Raw genomic sequence first — 16,401 nt, 5'->3', positions numbered from 1 at the left:
TTCAGGCTGCACGTTTGCGCAACGTATAGGCCATCATCCCCGCGCCGATGAGGATCATCGGCACCGAGAGCACCTGCCCCATGGTGGTGCCGAATGGCAGGAAGCCAAGGAAGGCATCCGGCTCGCGGAAACATTCGCTGATGATGCGCGCAGTGGCGTAGCAGATGAGGAACAGCCCGGTGAGCGCGCCCGCATGCGCCCGCAGCCAGGCCGAACGCACGGCCAGGATCATGATGAGAAACAGCATCACGCCTTCCGTCGCCGCCTCGATCAGTTCGGACGGGTAGCGCGGCGCCAGCGTGCCGGATTGCGGGTACACCACCAGCACCGGGAACCAGTGGCCCTCGGCCACCCGGCCCCATAGCTCGCCATTGATGAAATTGGCACAGCGGCCGAGGAACAGCCCAATCGGCACGCAGACGGAAATCCGGTCGGCGAAGCGTAGCATGTTGATGCCGTTCTTCAGGCTGAACCAGGCGATGGCGATCGACACGCCGATGAACCCGCCATGCGAGCTCATGCCCCCGCGCCAGACGGCGATGATGTCGATGGGGTGGGTGAGGAGTTGGCCCAGACTCTCCTGGTGCATCTGGTAGAACAGCACATAGCCGATCCGCCCGCCCAGGATCACGCCCAGTACCGCCCAGGTGAGGAAGTCGTCCACCTGTGCCGTGGTTGCCGCCACGGGCTCCAGTGCCACCAGCTTGCGCGCCAGCCACCAGCCGAGCAGCAGCCCCGTGATGTAGGCGAGCGCATAGTAGTGCACGGCGAAGGGCCCGATGCTGACCAGCACGGGCGAGAAATTGGGCCAGGTGAAGATCATCAGCGATACGGGTCCGGCTGGAGCAAATGGTTCTGGATATAGGCGGTCACGCCCTGCTCCAGCGTATGGAACTCGTGGTTGAAGCCGATCCCGCGCAGCCGGTCCATCTTGGCGGCGGTGAAGGACTGGTATTGCCCGCGCAGGTTCTCCGGCATGTCGATGAACTCGATCCTCTCCTCCACCCCGTTCGCCGCGCACACCGCGCGGGCGAGGTCGGCATAGGAGCGGGCGATGCCGGTGCCGAGGTTGTAGATGCCCGAGAGCTGTGGCGCGTTGAGGAGGAATTGCAGTCCCGCCACCACGTCGTCGATATAGATGAAGTCGCGCTTCTGCTCGCCATCGGGGATATCCGGCCGGTCGGACTTGAACAGCCGCGCTGGTCCGCCCGCCTTCACCTCGTCATGCTTGACCTTCACCACCGAGATCATCTTGCCCTTGTGATACTCGTTGGGGCCATAGACGTTGAAGAATTTTACCCCGGCCCAGTTCGGCGGCATGTGCGCGTGCTCGTGGTCCTGCTGCGCCACCCACATGTCGAAGGCGTGCTTACTCCAGCCATACAGGTTCAGCGGCCGCAGCTTGCGCAGGTATTCGGGCGACATGTCGTCATCGAACCCGGCAGAGCCATCGCCGTAGGTGGCGGCGGACGAGGCATAGATGAAGCGCACCCGGCGAGCGGCGCACCAGGTCCAGAGCTTCTGACTCAGTGTGAAATTAGTGTGCCAGACCAGGTCCGCATCCGTCGCCGTGGTTGCGGAGATGGCGCCGAGATGCACGATGGCCGTCAGCCGCATGTCGTGCTCGAGGAATGCGTCAAGCTCCTCCGGACGCAGCACCGTGGCCGGAGGGTGGCTGTAGAAATTCCGCCACTTGCGGCCTTCATGGCCAAGCCAGTCGGAAATAATGACGTCCTGCCCCGCCGCGACCAGCGCCGCGTGGAGATTGGAGCCGATAAACCCTGCGCCACCCGTGACCAATATCATGCGACGGGTTATATGGAGAACCACCACAACAGAGAAGGCCCGCCCGATGACCGAACGCCCGAAATTTTTCGACGACCTGGCAGGTGTCGCCGGCGGCGCGATTTCCGCCCTGGCTGGCTTGCGCGAGGAGATCGCCTCCCTGGTGCGCGCCCGGGTTGAGGATACGGTGCGCCGGCTGGACCTGGTGAAGCGTGAGGAGTTCGAGGCCATGGCCGAGCTCGCGCGCCGCGCGAAGGCCGAGGTGGAGGCGCTGGAGCACCGTGTCGCCGTGCTTGAGGCTGGCAACCCCGAGCGCTACACGCCGGACGACATTACGGGCTGAGCAGCGTCGCAGTCGCCGGAGCGCGCCGCTGCCGATAGGTCAGCATTAACGTCCGTTAATGAAGTTCCCGCGAAGTTTATTGGAACCTCAGGTGGAAACGCGCGATGTTGTTCTCAACGGGAAGCGGAGTGTCCCGTTTGGCGGAGTGAGAAAAATCAATGAGCGTTACGCTTATCTTTCCGTGTCTTGCCGCGTTCCGCGCGGGCCGGGTTGCCCTGGGGTTGTTGATGCTGGCCATGCAACTCAGCCTTGTGCTTTGGCCCGCAGCGATACGCCGGGCGAAAAAGCTTTTCCACGAGCACCGGATACAGGCGCTGCTGGATCAAATCTCCGTGAATTATGCGTGTCAGCCACTCGAAAAAACACGCCGGTTCGGGGAGGGAGATGCGGGCGCTTCCATACCCGAGATGGTTGCTTAAAAAGCATTTTTGTGTCGATTTTTTTTACTGTGTATCCTGTTTTAAGACGAATTTCTGCTTTGCAAGAAAAAAAGTTAACATAAAATTTGATCGTGAATTTTCTAAGAATCAATAGGTTTTACAGCTTTTCTTAGAACTGATCGAGGGCTGAATTTTTCGAATGCCTGTCCCAATTTTTACGTGGGTTACGCTGCAAAGACGTTGATTTAGAACCGTTTTCATTGCGATTTCGTGAACGTTTTGATGGTGTTTTGAGCGATAAAAATCTTGACGAAAAGTTGCTCCCACGACAAACATCACGCGGTATTTCAGGAGTTTGCCGTGAAGTCCTTCAATTTGGCTAAGTTTCTGCCTTGTGCGGTCTTCTTCGCCAATGGCCGGACTGTTTTAGGCGTCGCCACCCTGTTCATGCAGGCGACCCTCCTGCTCTGGCCCGTAGCCAGCCGCTGGGCCTTCCAGCTGGAGGAGCGTATTGGGATCGAGACGCTGCTGGATGAACTCTCCGAGGTCCATGGCGCCACGGCGCGCTTGTTCGGCGGCCCGGTCGAGGGTGTCGGCCAACTCGCCTGACTTCCTTCCTGCCTGAGACCATGCCGGCTCCGCTCGCGGCTGCGGCCTTTGTCCGGGCTCATACCAGACTCGCTCCGGCCATCCTGGTGCCGGATATCAAGCTGCATCTCGCCACGGAATTGACGCCGCTCTGGCAGGCGACAGAAGAGTTTTTGCAGCAGCATGACATGGCGCCGCCATTCTGGGCCTTCGCCTGGCCAGGCTCCGAGGCTCTGGCGCTGCACATCACGCAAAACCCCGAACTGGTGCGCGGCAAGCGCGTGCTGGATTTCGCCGCCGGCTGCGGGCTTGCAGCACTTGCCTGCCTGCGCGCCGGCGCCGCCTATGTCGAGGCGGCGGAGATCGACAAGCTGGCCGCCGCCGCCATGCGCCTGAACGCCGCCGCCAATGGGCTTAGGCTGGAGGTGCACCTCGGAGACATCGTCGGCACGCCCTGCCGGTGGGATGTCATTCTCTGTGGGGATGTCTGCTATGAAGAGCCGATGACCCGGCACATTCTTCCGTGGCTCGCATCATGCGCGCGGCAGGTGCCGGTGATCATCGCGGATCCTGGCCGGAAATACCTTCCCTCGGCCCGTGGCAAGACGCTGGCGGTCATCGAGGTGCCCACCAGCCTTGAGCTGGAGGACACCCTGCAACGCAGTGTTACGTTGTTTCAGCTGCCCCCGGGATAGGCTATACGGATTAACGTCAAAGCGTTGACCGGGCCCGTGCCCGGGACTAAGCACCTGCACAAAATTGCTTAAACGACCGGATTGAAAGGTTTCCTATGAAGGATGTCCGCGAAGCCCTGATGGTGGGGCGCAACTCGGAGGGCAAGCTGGTGCGCCGGCCGCTGTCTCCGCACTTGCAAGTGTACAAGCCGCAACTCTCCTCCGCGACCTCGATCTTCCACCGCATCACCGGCGTCGCTTTGAGCGCCGGAACTATTTTGCTGGTGGCATGGCTCGTTGCCGCCGCGGCGGGTGACTCGGCCTTCTCCGTGGTCCAGGCCATTTTCGCGTCCTGGATCGGCATGCTCGTGCTGTTCGGCTTCACGCTGGCGCTGTTCTACCACTTCTGCAACGGCATCCGGCACCTGTCCTGGGATGCCGGCAAGGGCTTCGACCTGCCGACCATGCACCGCACCGGCAAGCTGGCTATCGCCGCCGCCGTCGTTCTCACCGTGGCCTTCTGGGCCATTGCCTTCCTCGTCGGGTGAAGCACATGAGCAAGGATACCTCCCCCTCCGTCCACATCATGCGCAGCCCACTGGGCCGCGCCCGCGGCCTGGGTGCCGCCAAGCACGGCTCCGCGCACTGGTGGGCTGAGCGCGCCACCTCCGTCGCGCTGCTGCCGCTGTCGCTGTACTTCGTGGTCTCCGTGCTGATCCTGAAGGGCGCGGACCACGCCGCCATGGCCGCCTACATGGCCGAGCCCTGGAACGCCGTGCTGTTCCTGCTGCTGATCGCCACGATGTTCTCCCACGTGTCGATGGGCCTGCAGGTCGTGGTCGAGGACTATGTGCGCGATGACGCGAAGCGCCTCCTGACGCTGCTGGTCATCAAGGGCGCGGTCTGGTTCCTGGCCCTCGCCGCTGCCGTCTCCGTCCTTAAACTCGCCTTCTCGTAACGGAATCCAGCGAACATGAACGCGATCTCCAAACCTTCTTATGGCGCTTACAAGATCATAGACCATACCTATGACGTGGTGGTTGTCGGCGCCGGCGGCTCTGGCCTGCGCACCACCCTGGGCATGGGCGCCGCCGGTCTCAAGACCGCCTGTGTGACCAAGGTTTTCCCCACCCGTTCCCACACCGTGGCGGCGCAGGGCGGCATCAGCGCCTCGCTCGGCAACATGGGCGAGGATAACTGGCGCTGGCACATGTACGACACCGTGAAGGGGTCGGACTGGCTGGGCGACCAGGACGCCATCGAATACATGTGCCGCGAGGCGGTGCCGGCGATCTACGAGCTTGAGCATTACGGCATGCCGTTCTCCCGCACGGAAGACGGCAAGATCTACCAGCGCCCGTTCGGCGGCCATATGAAGGAATACGGCAAGGAGCCGGCCATGCGCGCCTGCGCCGCCGCCGACCGTACCGGCCATGCCATGCTGCACACGCTGTACCAGCAGAGCCTGAAGCATGACGTCGAGTTCTTCGTCGAATACTTCGCGCTCGACCTGATCATGGACGAGAAAGGCGCCTGCCGCGGCGTCATGGCCTGGAACCTGGAAGACGGCACCATCCACCGCTTCCGCGCCCAGATGGTCGTGCTCGCCACCGGCGGCTATGGCCGTGCCTTCCAGTCCTGCACCTCCGCCCATACCTGCACGGGTGATGGCGGCGGCATGGCGATCCGCGCCGGCCTGCCGATGCAGGACATGGAGTTCGTGCAGTTCCACCCCACCGGCATCTTCCCCGCCGGCTGCCTCATTACCGAGGGCGCGCGCGGCGAGGGCGGCTACCTGACCAACTCCGAGGGCGAGCGCTTCATGGAGCGCTATGCGCCGACGGCGAAGGACCTCGCCTCCCGCGACGTGGTCTCCCGCTCGATGACCGTCGAGATCAACGAAGGCCGCGGCGTTGGTCCGAACAAGGACCACATCCTGCTGCACCTGGAGCATCTGGGCGCCGATCTCTTGCACGAGCGCCTGCCGGGCATTTCTGAGACCGCACGCGTCTTCGCCGGCGTGGACGTGACCAAGGAGCCGATTCCCGTGCTGCCGACCGTGCATTACAACATGGGCGGCATCCCGACGAACTATAAGGCGGAAGTGCTGCGCCCGACCCCGGAGAACCCGGATGCCGTGGTGCCGGGCCTGATGGCGGTGGGCGAGGCGGCTTGCGTCTCCGTGCACGGCGCCAATCGCCTGGGCACCAACTCGCTGCTCGACCTCGTGGTGTTCGGCCGCGCCGCCGGCCATCGCGCCGCCGAGATCGTGAAGCCGGGCGCCACCCAGGCCCCGCTGCCGGCCGGTGCCGGCGAGGCCAGCCTGGACCGCTTTGATGCGACCCGTCACGCCAATGGCGGCACGCCGGTGGCGGCGCTGCGCGACCAGCTGCAGCGCACCATGCAGGCCCATGCCGCCGTGTTTCGCAACACCAAGTCCCTCACCGAGGGCGTGGAGAAGATGCACAAGCTGTGGAACGGCATACCGGATATGAAGGTTGCCGACCGCTCGCTGATCTGGAACTCCGACCTCGTCGAGGCGCTGGAGCTGCAGAACCTGATGGGCAACGCCATGTGCACCATGATCGGCGCGGAAGCCCGCAAGGAGAGCCGCGGCGCCCAGGCGCATGACGACTATCCTGATCGTAACGACCACGAGTGGATGAAGCACACCGTCGCGCATTGCGATGCGCAAACGGGTGAGGTCACGCTCACCTACCGTCCGGTGAAGATGCAGACCCTCACTGATGAGGTGTCCGTGTTCCCGCCGAAGAAGCGCGTGTACTAAGGAACGGGGAGCAAAAACATGGCTGAATTTACCCTGCCCGCGAACTCGAAGATCGGCGAGGGCAAGACCTACAAGGCCGAAGCCGGCGCCAAGCGCGTCAAGGCGTTCAAGGTCTATCGCTGGAATCCGGATGACGGGAAGAACCCCGTCATGGACACGTACGAGATCGACCTCGACAAGTGCGGCCCGATGGTTCTCGACGCGATCATCAAGATCAAGAACGAGATCGACGCCTCGCTCACCTTCCGCCGCTCCTGCCGCGAGGGTATCTGCGGCTCCTGCGCGATGAACATCGACGGGACCAACACACTGGCCTGCCTGAAGCCGATTGCCGATGTGCAGGGCGATGTGAAGATCAACCCGCTGCCGCACATGCCGGTGGTGAAGGACCTGGTGCCCGACCTGAACCAGCCTTACGCCCAGCTGCGCTCCATCGAGCCCTGGCTGCAGGCTGAGACGGCCCCGCCGCCGGACGCCGAGCGTCTCCAGTCCAAGGAGGAGCGCGCAGAGATCGACGGTCTGTGGGAGTGCATCCTGTGCTTCTGCTGCTCCACCTCCTGCCCGAGCTACTGGTGGAACGGCGACCGCTACCTCGGCCCGGCCGTGCTGCTGCAGGCCTATCGCTGGATTGCGGATTCCCGCGACGAGGCGACCGGCAAGCGCCTGGATGCCCTGGAGGACCCCTTCAAGCTCTATCGCTGTCATACCATCATGAACTGCACGCAGACCTGCCCGAAGGGTCTGAACCCGGCCCAGGCGATCGGCAAGATCAAGCAGCTGATGCTGGAACGCCAGGGCTGATTTCCGCCCCGGACCTGATGGAAAAAGCCCGGCCTCGCGCCGGGCTTTTTTGTTGCCCGCAGGCAGCGTAATAACGTCAAGACAGTAGAACGGGCGTGCGATTGGCGAGCCTGTTTGGCTGTATTCCTTGTAAAATCGAAAGTTAATAAATGTAACACGAATGTGATATTGATGGCGAAGGCGGACAATCGGCCCTAGCTTTTAGGTCATGACTTATGCCGCACCTCATGTCCTGACACAGCACCCCAGCCACATAACCGGCCCAGCCGCAACGGTAGCAGAGCGGACCATCCTGCTCGCCGGCCCGTTCCGTTCCGGCTCGACCTGGACCTTCAACTGCCTGCAGGAACTGGCCGTCGCCGCCGGTGTGCCCTTCACGGCCTGCTTCGCCAACGAAATCACGCCGGAGGTGGAAACGCTGTTTGCATCTGGCGGGCTGGTGATCGTTAAAACCCACTTCCCGAGCGAGGCTCTGCTGGCCAGGGTCAAGGCGCGCAATCTGGTGCTGATTGTAACAGCCCGGGACCCGCGGGACTGTGTGACATCCTTGATGCTGCAGTTCCGCTATAACTTTTCCGACGCTTTGGCGGATGTCAGGCGGAGTTGCCTCGCCACGAGGCTGTTGGCCAGGGCAGCCGGATTGGTGCTGCGTTACGAGGATGGATTCCCCCGCGACCCCGAGACTGTTGCCCGCTTAGCGGCCGCGGTGGGGCTGAGGGTGGGCCATGAACAGCGGCTGCGAATTTTCGCCGCATTGCGGCCCGAGGCCGTGCGGGCAAAAATCGACTCTTACGTGCAAGAAGGGGTTTTCGACGGCGCGGCACCGGCGTTGCAGTTCCACGCGCAGACACATTGGCACCCAAACCATGTGGGCGATGGACAGGTGCGAAAATACAAAAGGAACCTGTCATTCAGGGAAGCGTGCCGCACGACGCTGGCCAACCTGCGATATTGCTGGATGTTCGCCTACTGGGTTCCCGTGTAACCGCCGGTGCCCATCTGGCCGGCAGGCGATTTTTCTTCGGAATATCATAATCGAAGAGTGATTGCAGCAGTGCCGTGAGTTTGCTTAGCTCCTCCCGCGCGGGACGCTCTGTGATCGGTCTATTCGATCGTCAAGACAAATAAAATCAATTTCCTTGATTGAATAAAGCCAGTTAGAAGCGCTTCCGTTGTGACCCAACCATACTCGGAGGAGTAATATTTATGTCGCTGATCAACACGGAAGTTAAACCCTTCACCGCGCAGGCGTTCAAGAGCGGCAAGTTCGTGGCCGTCACGGAAGCCGATCTCAAGGGCAAGTGGTCTGTCGTTTTCTTCTACCCGGCCGACTTCACCTTCGTCTGCCCGACCGAGCTCGAGGACCTGGCCGACAACTATGCCAAGTTCCAGAAGCTGGGCGTGGAGATCTATGCCGTGTCCACCGACACGCATTTCGCTCACAAGGCGTGGCACGACACCTCCGCCGCGGTGCAGAAGATCGACTATTTCATGGTCGGCGATCCGACCCACGCGATCTCCCGCAACTTCGAGGTGCTGATCGAGGCTGCCGGTCTCGCCGACCGTGGCACCTTCGTGATCGACCCGCACGGCGTGATCCAGACCGTCGAGATCACTGCCGGTGGCATTGGCCGTGACGCCTCCGACCTGCTGCGCAAGGTGAAGGCCGCGCAGTACGTAGCCGCCCACCCGGGCGAGGTCTGCCCCGCCCATTGGCACGAGGGCGAGAAGACGCTGAAGCCGTCGCTCGACCTGGTCGGCAAGATCTAAGCGTTTTCCGCTATCCTCTCCCGCCGGGCGACCGGCGGGGGATCCCCTGCTAAATAAGACATTCCAGCGCCCCCCTGGCCCCGTGTATTCTCCCTGGCAGGCCGCGCGATTTTTTAGAAAACTGGAGCCGATATGTTGGACGACAGCCTGAAGGGCCAGTTGAAGGCCTACCTCGCCCGCGTTTCCGTGCCGCTGGAACTGGTGGCCACGCTCGATGCCAGCGCCAGCGCCGCCGAGATGCGCGGATTGCTGGAAGACATCGCCGCGCAATGCGACAAAATCACCCTGCGCTATGACGGCGCCGACAAGCGCTCCCCCTCCTTCGAGATCCGCCGCGTGGGCGCCGCTCATGGCGTGCGCTTCGCCGGGTTGCCGATGGGGCATGAATTCACCTCGCTGGTGCTGGCGCTGCTGCAGACCGGCGGACATCCGCCGAAGGTCGAGCCGGAGATCATCGAACAGATCAAGGCGCTGCCTGGGGACTATCATTTCGAGACGTATTTCTCGCAATCCTGCCAGAGCTGCCCGGATGTGGTGCAGGCGCTGAACCTGATGGCGATCCTGAACCCGCGCATCACCCACACCGCCATCGACGGCGCGGCCTTCCAGGCCGAGGTCGAGGCCAACAAGATCATGGCGGTGCCGGCCGTGTTCCTCAATGGGGCCGAATTCGACTCCGGACGGATGAGCCTGGAGCAGATCCTGGCCAAGGTGGATACCGGCGCCGCCGCGCGCGATGCCGAGAAGCTGAACGTCAAGGGCGTGTTCGACGTTCTGGTGGTCGGCGGCGGCCCGGCCGGTGCCGCGGCGGCCATCTACGCCGCGCGCAAGGGCATCCATACCGGCGTGGTGGCCGAGCGCTTCGGCGGGCAGGTGCTGGACACGGTGGGCATCGAGAACTTCATTTCCATCCAGCATACCGAGGGTGCGAAGCTGGCCTCGGCCATGGAGGCGCATACCCGCGAATACGGCGTGGACATCATGAAGGGCCACACGGCGGAGAAGATCGTGCCGCCGAGCCAGAAGGGCGGGCTGTTCGGGGTGCAGGTTGCCGGAGGTGCGGTGCTGCAGGCGAAGTCCGTCGTGCTTTCCCCCGGCGCGCGCTGGCGCCAGATGAACGTGCCGGGCGAAGACGAGTACCGCAACAAGGGCGTGGCCTACTGCCCGCATTGCGACGGCCCGCTGTTCAAGGGCAAGCGCGTGGCGGTGATCGGCGGCGGCAATTCCGGCGTCGAGGCGGCGATCGACCTCGCCGGTATCGTCAGCCATGTCACGCTCATCGAGTTCGACAGCCAGCTGCGCGCCGATGCGGTGCTGCAGGCCAAGCTGAAGAGCCTGCCGAACGCCACGATCATCGTCTCCGCCAAGACCACCGAGGTGCATGGGGACGGCGAGAAGGTTGTTGGCTTGTCCTATGAGGACCGCACGACCGGCGAGATCCACCGGCTGGCGCTGGAGGGCATCTTCGTGCAGATCGGGCTGGTGCCGAACAGCGAGTGGCTGAAGGGCACGCTGGCTCTGTCGCCGCGCGGCGAGATCGAGATCGATGCCCGTGGCGAGACCTCGGTGCCCGGCATCTTCGCCGCCGGTGACGCGACGACAGTGCCGTACAAGCAGATCATCATCGCAGCCGGTGAAGGGGCGAAGGCCGCGCTGTCCGCTTTCGACTATCTGATCCGGCAGGTGCCGGCCGAGGCCCAGGCCGCGTAAATGGCGTATCTGCCGACACCGCAGCAGCTCCGCTATCTGGTGATGCTGGCCGAAACCGGTCATTTCGGCCGCGCCGCCTCGGCCTGCGCGGTGTCGCAGTCCACGCTCTCAGCCGGGATCCTGGCGCTGGAGCGCGGGCTGGATGCGCAGATCCTCGACCGTGCCGCGCCCAAGCATGCCGTGTTCACCCCGCTCGGGTTGGAGCTGGTTGCGAAGGCGCGGGCGGCGCTGGCGGCCATTGGCGCGGTGGCCGAGGCGGCGGATGCCGCGCGGGCGCCGATGTCCGGCCCGTTGCGGCTGGGCATCATCCCGACCATCGGGCCGTTCCTGCTGCCCAGGCTGATGCCAGCACTGCGCCAGGGGTTCCCGGCGCTGAAGCTGTTCCTGCGCGAGGACCAGACCGAGCGGCTGCTGGAGCAACTGGAAGACGGAATGCTGGACCTGCTGCTGCTGGCCGAGCCCTGCGCCTGCGGCGGGGCGGAGACGTTCCCCTTGGCGCGGGACGAGTTCCTTGCCGCCCTCCCGCCCGGGCATCCGCTGGCAGCGCGTGAGAGCATTCCCGTGGCGGCGCTGAGTGCCGAGAACTTCCTGCTGCTGGAGGATGGGCATTGCCTACGCGACCAAGTGCTGGCGCTGTGCAGCGCCGGAGTGGGGCGGGAGCAGAAATTCGCCGCCACCTCGCTGCATACGCTCATCCAGATGGTGGCGGGCGGGCTGGGGGTGACGCTGGTGCCGCGCTTGGCGGTGGCGGCAGGGCTCGCCGAGGGCACCGGGGTGGAGCTACGCCGGCTGGAAGGCGCTGGCGGCTGGCGTACCCTGGCGATGGCCTGGCGCCCCAGTAGCCCGCGCAGCGCCGAGTACCGCGCCATGGCGCCGCTGGTGGTGCAGGCCTGCGGCGGCTAAACGGGCAGTCTGGCCGAACCGTTCTCCCAGGCGAGAGGCGCATGCGCCAGCACATGCGCGCGGCGCAGCGGACCGTAAACATGCGGGAACAGCTGCCCGCCGCGTGAAACCTCCCAGCGCAACGTATCGCCCAGCGCGGCCAGATCGACGGCGGCGATGATGAGGTCATTCTGCCCGGTGAAATGCTTGCGCAGGGTTTCATCAAGCTGCGCTGCGGTGGAGAGATGAATATAGCCATCCGCGATGTCCACCGGCGCGCCGGTGAAATGGTCCTCAAGCAGGGCGGCGAACTGCTTCGGGGTGAGGATCTTGTAGGCGATCTTGTCGGTCGGGCTCATGCGGGCGGCTTATCCGGTTTCCGGCCCGGCGTCTTCCTCCTCGTGGTTGCTAATGGTCAGGCAGGCAAGCGTCTGGTTGAGCACGCCATAGGCGATCTGCCCGAAGGTGACCGGCCCCTGGAAGGGCAGGCCGGTACTTTGGCGCAGTCCCGCATGTTCATAATTCTGTGCGCAGATGCACGAGAGCGCGGCGCTTCCCAGGTGCAGCTCATCCAGGGCGCGGGAGAATTCACGAGGGTAATCCAGAATGTCGCCAGCGAAACGGTAGGTGAGGGCGGGGTTGACCGGGGCTAGGAAGGTGGCGCGGCCGGTCTGCGCATCGCTGGCAATGATTGAAATATTAATCAGCGCGCCATCATGGTCGGTAACCAGCGGCAGGCGCCTGTCGATCTTCTCTGCCTCGATATAGCGCGCCAGGTTATCCGGCTTGCCGCCGATCAGGCAGTCGCCCTCGGCCAGGAAGCCTGGTTTGCTGAAGCGTATCTCTGGCCCTATGCCAGGGCTGAAGAGATTGGCGATCTGCAACTGGGCGAAGAGTTCATCGGGCAGGGAGACGGTCATCACCGCGGCATGCTCGGCGCTGCCTGCCGGGGCGCCGGAGAAGCTCTTCGGCTGCATGTGGCCGAGCTGAGCCAAGTCAACCGCACTGACCCAGCCGAACAACGGCGCGTGGTAGATGCCCTCGTAATCCATGATCTTGGCGGAGACGCCAGCCAGCAGCTCGCTGAAGCCGGGGATGATGACCATGGTGAAGCCATTGGCTGGATGCAGCCGGCCGATCCGCCGCATTTCCGAAAGGTTGAAGTGGTGCAGCCGGACATTCCGGGCAATGCCGGTGAGGTCGGAATAGAAAATCCGCCCATCGGCCTCCTGCCCGCCAGCGGCAGTGATGAAGCTCGCCGCCGTGCCGCCGATCCAGCGTCCGCGGGGCAGGCTGGCGAGGCCCGCCTCCGCCCCGGCCAGGACCAGGATTCGCCCCGCGTGAATCAGGCCGGCAACTTCGTCTCGCGTGCCCGTACCGTGCTTGACGGTCACGCCGGGTCTCCCTGCCGTCTTCCGCAGCTGTCTCGCCCTGAACAGGCGAGAACAAATGGCAGAAGGCGGGCAGGGAGAGGCCGGGTGTCAAAATTTACACGTAATTCAAGCATGCAATATCTCAGTCGGGTAATTCGGTCAGCAGTTTAACCCTAATGTTTTTCCGAATGCAAAACGGAATTTGCGGGTCAGCATCGCATTCCGCGATGATCACACTTTCGAGACAAGCTGGCGTTGTGCCCGGCATGCGGCCTCTTCATGCCCCGGGGGCAACAAAACTCTGGTCAAGGTTGTTTAAAATAGTAAACTGATGCCGACATGAAGGAGTGTGCCAACCCATGAGTGCTGCCGTGCGCCCGAGCAATGACCCGCTGATCAATCAGTGGATGCCCTTCACCGCCAACAGGCAGTTCATGGAACAGCCGCGCATCATCGCGCGGGCCGAAGGTGTTTATTATTATAATACACGCGGTGAAAAACTGCTGGATGGCTCCTCCGGCCTGTACTGCATTCCGCTGGGCCATGGCCGGCGCGAGATCCGCGAGGCGGTGGCCAGGCAGATGGAGGAGCTGGATTACGCGCCGCCCTTCCAGTACGGCTTCCCGCCCGGATTTAAGCTCGCCACCGAGGTGGCGGAGATGACCCCGCCGGGGCTCAACCGCATCATGTTCGCCAGTTCGGGGTCCGAGGCCGTGGAGTCGGCGCTGAAAGTGGCGCTGCAATACCACCGCGTCCGTGGCGAGGGCTCGCGCCAACGCTTCGTCGGCCGTGAGCGCGGCTATCATGGCGTGAATTTCGGCGGCTGGTCCGTCGGCGGCATGGTGAACAACCGCAAGGCCTTCGGGGTTGGCCTGCCCGGCGTGATGCACATGCGCCATACCCACATCAAGGAGAATTTCTTCGAGATGGGCGAGGGCACGCATGGCGCGGACCTCGCCGATGACCTGGAGCGCTTCGTCAACCTGCATGGCGCCGACACCATCGCCGCCTGCATCGTCGAGCCGGTGGCGGGCTCCACCGGCATCCTGCCGCCGCCCAAGGGCTATCTGCAGCGCCTGCGCGAGATCTGCACCAGGCACGGCATCCTGCTCATCTTCGACGAGGTGATCACCGGTTTCGGCCGCACTGGCCACGCCTTCGCCGCCGAGACCTTCGGCGTCACCCCTGACATCATGACCATGGCCAAGGCCATCACCAATGGTTCGGTCCCGATGTCGGCGATTGCGGTGCGCGAGGACATCCAGCAGACCATCCTGGATGCCGCGCCGCCCAACGTGGTGGAATTCTACCACGGCTACACCTATTCGGCGCATCCGGTGGCCTGTGCTGCCGGCCTCGCCACGCTGAAGATCTACCGCGAGGAAGATACCTTCGCCCGCGTGCGGGAGCTGACGCCGGGCTTCCTGGAGCAGGTCGCCAGCTTCAAGGGCCAGCCGGATGTCGTCGACACGCGCGGCCTCGGCCTGCTGGGCGCCATCGAGCTGGCGCCGAAGGGCAAGCCGGGCGAGCGCGGCTTCAAGATTCTGTGCAAGGCCTTCGAGGAAGGTCTGGTGCTGCGCTGCGCCGGCGACTCCGTGGTGCTGGCGCCGCCCTTCGCCGCCACGCCGGACCAGATCAGTGAAATGATCGACATCGTACGTAAATTGATTCGCGAAAGCTGAGAGGAAACAAAAGATGTATCAGGACGTATTGCTGCATATCGGCGGTGAATGGCGCGCGGCGCGCGGCGGGCGCACGCTCGACGTCGTCAACCCGGCGACGGAGGAGGTGATCGGCACGCTCGCGCATGCCGGGACCGATGACCTGGACGAGGCGCTGGACCATGCCGCCAAGGGGCTTGCCGTGTGGCGCAAGATGCCGGCCTATGACCGCTCCAAGCTGCTGCGCAAGGCGGCGGAGCTGATCCGCGAGCGCGCCGATGCCATCGCCCGGCTGATGACCATGGAGCAGGGCAAGCCGGTGGGCGAGGCGAAGATCGAGATCATGGGCTCCGCCGATGTGATCGACTGGTTCGCCGAGGAAGGCCGCCGCGCCTATGGCCGCGTCATCCCCAACCGCGTGCCGGGCGTGTACCAGCTCTCCCTGCGCGAGCCGGTGGGCGTGGTCGCGGGCTTCACCCCGTGGAACTTCCCGATGAGCCAGGCGGTGCGCAAAATCTCCGCGGCGCTGGCGGCGGGCTGCGCCTTCATCCTGAAGGGCCCTGAGGAAACCCCGGCGAGCTGCGCCGAGCTGGTGCGCGCCTATGTGGATGCCGGCGTGCCGGTTGGCGTGGTGCAGCTGGTGTTCGGCGTGCCGGCGGAAATTTCCGAGTACCTGATCCCGCATCCGGTGGTGAGGAAGATTTCCTTCACCGGCTCCACCGTTGTCGGCAAGCATCTGGCGGCCCTGGCGGGCAAGCACATGAAGCGCGCCACCATGGAACTCGGCGGGCATGCGCCGTCCATCGTGTTCAACGATGCCGACCTGGACGCCGCCGCCACCATCCTGGCCGCGAACAAGTTCCGCAATGCCGGGCAGGTCTGCGTGGCGCCGACGCGCTTCATCGTGCAGGAGGGCGTGTACGAGCCCTTCCTGGAGAAGTTCGTGGCCAAGTGCGAGGCGATCAAGCTCGGCAACGGGCTGGATGCCGGCACCACCATGGGGCCGCTCGCCAATGACCGCCGCGTGGCGGCCATGGAGGCGCTGATCGCCGATGCCGTGGGCAAGGGCGCGAAGATTGCTACCGGTGGCTCGCGCGCGGGCAACAAGGGCTATTTCTTCCAGCCGACCGTGCTGACCGACATCCCCGCCGATGCGCGCGTGATGCACGAGGAACCGTTTGGCCCGCTGGCGCTGTTCATGCCGTTCAAGACGTTCGACGACGCCATCGCCGAGGCCAACCGCCTGCCATACGGCCTTGCCTCCTACGCCTATACGCGTGACGCGGCGACGGCGACGGCGCTGGGCGCGCAGATCGAGGCCGGCATGGTCGGCATCAATCACCATGGCTTGGCGCTGCCCGAGACGCCGTTCGGCGGCGTGAAGGACAGCGGCTATGGCTCGGAAGGCGGCGTGGAAGGGCTGGAGCCGTATTTGGTCACCAAGTTCGTGTCGCAGGCCAGCGCGTAACCCGCGTTAGCTGAAAACCAAAGGCGGCATCCGCGCGGGTGCCGCCTTTTTTGTGTGCGCCCAGCATGGGCGCATTCTTGTGGGTGGAAGTCCCATCGTAAGCTGGTCACAGCGAGCGAAGTGAAGCGCAACTGCGGAAGGGTGACCGACCGTGGGGAGGAAGCGTGGATCGAAACTG

Annotated in this window: 18 protein-coding genes; 14 read left to right on the top strand and 4 right to left on the bottom strand. The window is 64.0% G+C overall.

The features are described from left to right. Position 1: 1 nt before the first annotated feature. Together lgt and rfaD are read right to left on the bottom strand one after the other, a co-directional pair. Positions 2–823 carry a prolipoprotein diacylglyceryl transferase gene (lgt, locus tag ACLPJJ_RS07070; RefSeq protein WP_443590243.1) on the bottom strand — a complete coding sequence of 274 codons (822 nt, stop codon included), beginning with the start codon at positions 821–823 and terminating at the stop codon, positions 2–4. Continuing rightward, positions 823–1,806: an ADP-glyceromanno-heptose 6-epimerase gene (gene rfaD / locus ACLPJJ_RS07065; RefSeq protein WP_443590242.1), complete on the bottom strand. Its 984-nt coding sequence runs from the start codon at positions 1,804–1,806 to the stop codon at positions 823–825. The genes lgt and rfaD overlap by 1 nt, the downstream gene beginning before the upstream one ends. Before the next feature lie 46 nt (positions 1,807–1,852). Here rfaD and ACLPJJ_RS07060 point away from each other — a divergent pair, with 46 nt between their 5' ends. From ACLPJJ_RS07060 to ACLPJJ_RS07005, 12 genes are all read left to right on the top strand, one after another. Beyond that, positions 1,853–2,128, top strand: coding sequence for an accessory factor UbiK family protein (locus ACLPJJ_RS07060; protein WP_443590241.1), 276 nt, complete (start codon positions 1,853–1,855; stop codon positions 2,126–2,128). Positions 2,129–2,286: 158 nt separating this feature from the next. Beyond that, on the top strand, positions 2,287–2,547 hold the full coding sequence (locus ACLPJJ_RS07055) for a hypothetical protein (RefSeq protein ID WP_443590240.1): 261 nt from the start codon (positions 2,287–2,289) through the stop codon (positions 2,545–2,547). Positions 2,548–2,868: 321 nt separating this feature from the next. After that, positions 2,869–3,117, top strand: a complete 249-nt coding sequence (locus tag ACLPJJ_RS07050) for a hypothetical protein (RefSeq protein WP_443590239.1) — start codon at positions 2,869–2,871, stop codon at positions 3,115–3,117. 20 nt (positions 3,118–3,137) lie between these two features. Beyond that, positions 3,138–3,791 (top strand): class I SAM-dependent methyltransferase, encoded by a 654-nt coding sequence (locus tag ACLPJJ_RS07045; RefSeq protein ID WP_443590238.1) that lies wholly within the window; start codon positions 3,138–3,140, stop codon positions 3,789–3,791. 95 nt (positions 3,792–3,886) lie between these two features. Then, the gene (sdhC, locus tag ACLPJJ_RS07040; protein WP_443590237.1) at positions 3,887–4,318 is read left to right on the top strand and encodes a succinate dehydrogenase, cytochrome b556 subunit; all 432 of its coding nucleotides are present in this window, start codon (positions 3,887–3,889) and stop codon (positions 4,316–4,318) included. A gap of 5 nt (positions 4,319–4,323) precedes the next feature. Continuing rightward, positions 4,324–4,728 carry a succinate dehydrogenase, hydrophobic membrane anchor protein gene (gene sdhD / locus ACLPJJ_RS07035; protein WP_443590236.1) on the top strand — a complete coding sequence of 135 codons (405 nt, stop codon included), beginning with the start codon at positions 4,324–4,326 and terminating at the stop codon, positions 4,726–4,728. Between the two features lie 15 nt (positions 4,729–4,743). Continuing rightward, entirely contained in the window at positions 4,744–6,558 is a 1,815-nt protein-coding gene (sdhA, locus tag ACLPJJ_RS07030) for a succinate dehydrogenase flavoprotein subunit (RefSeq protein ID WP_443590235.1), read from the top strand. Positions 6,559–6,576: 18 nt separating this feature from the next. Beyond that, the gene (locus ACLPJJ_RS07025; RefSeq protein WP_443590234.1) at positions 6,577–7,359 is read left to right on the top strand and encodes a succinate dehydrogenase iron-sulfur subunit; all 783 of its coding nucleotides are present in this window, start codon (positions 6,577–6,579) and stop codon (positions 7,357–7,359) included. 208 nt (positions 7,360–7,567) lie between these two features. Next, positions 7,568–8,344, top strand: coding sequence for a sulfotransferase domain-containing protein (locus tag ACLPJJ_RS07020; RefSeq protein WP_443590233.1), 777 nt, complete (start codon positions 7,568–7,570; stop codon positions 8,342–8,344). A 221-nt stretch (positions 8,345–8,565) separates the two neighbouring features. Further along, positions 8,566–9,129: an alkyl hydroperoxide reductase subunit C gene (ahpC, locus tag ACLPJJ_RS07015; RefSeq protein WP_443590232.1), complete on the top strand. Its 564-nt coding sequence runs from the start codon at positions 8,566–8,568 to the stop codon at positions 9,127–9,129. A gap of 132 nt (positions 9,130–9,261) precedes the next feature. After that, entirely contained in the window at positions 9,262–10,839 is a 1,578-nt protein-coding gene (gene ahpF, locus ACLPJJ_RS07010) for an alkyl hydroperoxide reductase subunit F (protein WP_443590231.1), read from the top strand. Then, a complete protein-coding gene (locus tag ACLPJJ_RS07005) occupies positions 10,840–11,742 on the top strand; it encodes a hydrogen peroxide-inducible genes activator (protein ID WP_443590230.1) in 903 nt (300 codons plus the stop codon). It abuts the gene before it with no gap. Here ACLPJJ_RS07005 and ACLPJJ_RS07000 read toward each other — a convergent pair. Together ACLPJJ_RS07000 and ACLPJJ_RS06995 are read right to left on the bottom strand one after the other, a co-directional pair. After that, positions 11,739–12,080 carry a DUF952 domain-containing protein gene (locus tag ACLPJJ_RS07000; RefSeq protein WP_443590229.1) on the bottom strand — a complete coding sequence of 114 codons (342 nt, stop codon included), beginning with the start codon at positions 12,078–12,080 and terminating at the stop codon, positions 11,739–11,741. The genes ACLPJJ_RS07005 and ACLPJJ_RS07000 overlap by 4 nt on opposite strands. 9 nt (positions 12,081–12,089) lie before the next feature. After that, positions 12,090–13,115 carry a DUF6976 family protein gene (locus tag ACLPJJ_RS06995; protein WP_443590228.1) on the bottom strand — a complete coding sequence of 342 codons (1,026 nt, stop codon included), beginning with the start codon at positions 13,113–13,115 and terminating at the stop codon, positions 12,090–12,092. A 338-nt stretch (positions 13,116–13,453) separates the two neighbouring features. On the opposite strand from ACLPJJ_RS06995, the gene ACLPJJ_RS06990 reads away from it, so the two are divergent. Both ACLPJJ_RS06990 and ACLPJJ_RS06985 read left to right on the top strand, forming a co-directional pair. Beyond that, positions 13,454–14,776, top strand: a complete 1,323-nt coding sequence (locus ACLPJJ_RS06990) for an aspartate aminotransferase family protein (protein WP_443590227.1) — start codon at positions 13,454–13,456, stop codon at positions 14,774–14,776. Positions 14,777–14,789: 13 nt separating this feature from the next. Continuing rightward, positions 14,790–16,223 carry an NAD-dependent succinate-semialdehyde dehydrogenase gene (locus ACLPJJ_RS06985; RefSeq protein ID WP_443590226.1) on the top strand — a complete coding sequence of 478 codons (1,434 nt, stop codon included), beginning with the start codon at positions 14,790–14,792 and terminating at the stop codon, positions 16,221–16,223. The last annotated feature ends 178 nt before the right edge of the window (positions 16,224–16,401 follow it).

Origin of the sequence: Acidocella sp. (assembly GCF_052326845.1) — a bacterium.
Taxonomy (GTDB): Bacteria; Pseudomonadota; Alphaproteobacteria; order Acetobacterales; family Acetobacteraceae; genus Acidocella.
Note: the sequence above shows the minus strand (reverse complement) of the source record. Positions and strands in the feature narration are given on the sequence as shown.

Excerpts from the sequence above, each read along its gene's own strand:
- lgt (WP_443590243.1), bottom strand. The coding sequence starts at position 823 with ATGATCTTCACCTGGCCCAATTTCTCGCCCGTGCTGGTCAGCATCGGG.
- rfaD (WP_443590242.1), bottom strand. The coding sequence starts at position 1,806 with ATGATATTGGTCACGGGTGGCGCAGGGTTTATCGGCTCCAATCTCCAC.
- ACLPJJ_RS07060 (WP_443590241.1), top strand. The coding sequence starts at position 1,853 with ATGACCGAACGCCCGAAATTTTTCGACGACCTGGCAGGTGTCGCCGGC.
- ACLPJJ_RS07055 (WP_443590240.1), top strand. The coding sequence starts at position 2,287 with ATGAGCGTTACGCTTATCTTTCCGTGTCTTGCCGCGTTCCGCGCGGGC.
- ACLPJJ_RS07045 (WP_443590238.1), top strand. The coding sequence starts at position 3,138 with ATGCCGGCTCCGCTCGCGGCTGCGGCCTTTGTCCGGGCTCATACCAGA.
- sdhC (WP_443590237.1), top strand. The coding sequence starts at position 3,887 with ATGAAGGATGTCCGCGAAGCCCTGATGGTGGGGCGCAACTCGGAGGGC.
- sdhD (WP_443590236.1), top strand. The coding sequence starts at position 4,324 with ATGAGCAAGGATACCTCCCCCTCCGTCCACATCATGCGCAGCCCACTG.
- sdhA (WP_443590235.1), top strand. The coding sequence starts at position 4,744 with ATGAACGCGATCTCCAAACCTTCTTATGGCGCTTACAAGATCATAGAC.
- ACLPJJ_RS07025 (WP_443590234.1), top strand. The coding sequence starts at position 6,577 with ATGGCTGAATTTACCCTGCCCGCGAACTCGAAGATCGGCGAGGGCAAG.
- ACLPJJ_RS07020 (WP_443590233.1), top strand. The coding sequence starts at position 7,568 with ATGACTTATGCCGCACCTCATGTCCTGACACAGCACCCCAGCCACATA.
- ahpC (WP_443590232.1), top strand. The coding sequence starts at position 8,566 with ATGTCGCTGATCAACACGGAAGTTAAACCCTTCACCGCGCAGGCGTTC.
- ahpF (WP_443590231.1), top strand. The coding sequence starts at position 9,262 with ATGTTGGACGACAGCCTGAAGGGCCAGTTGAAGGCCTACCTCGCCCGC.
- ACLPJJ_RS07005 (WP_443590230.1), top strand. The coding sequence starts at position 10,840 with ATGGCGTATCTGCCGACACCGCAGCAGCTCCGCTATCTGGTGATGCTG.
- ACLPJJ_RS07000 (WP_443590229.1), bottom strand. The coding sequence starts at position 12,080 with ATGAGCCCGACCGACAAGATCGCCTACAAGATCCTCACCCCGAAGCAG.
- ACLPJJ_RS06990 (WP_443590227.1), top strand. The coding sequence starts at position 13,454 with ATGAGTGCTGCCGTGCGCCCGAGCAATGACCCGCTGATCAATCAGTGG.
- ACLPJJ_RS06985 (WP_443590226.1), top strand. The coding sequence starts at position 14,790 with ATGTATCAGGACGTATTGCTGCATATCGGCGGTGAATGGCGCGCGGCG.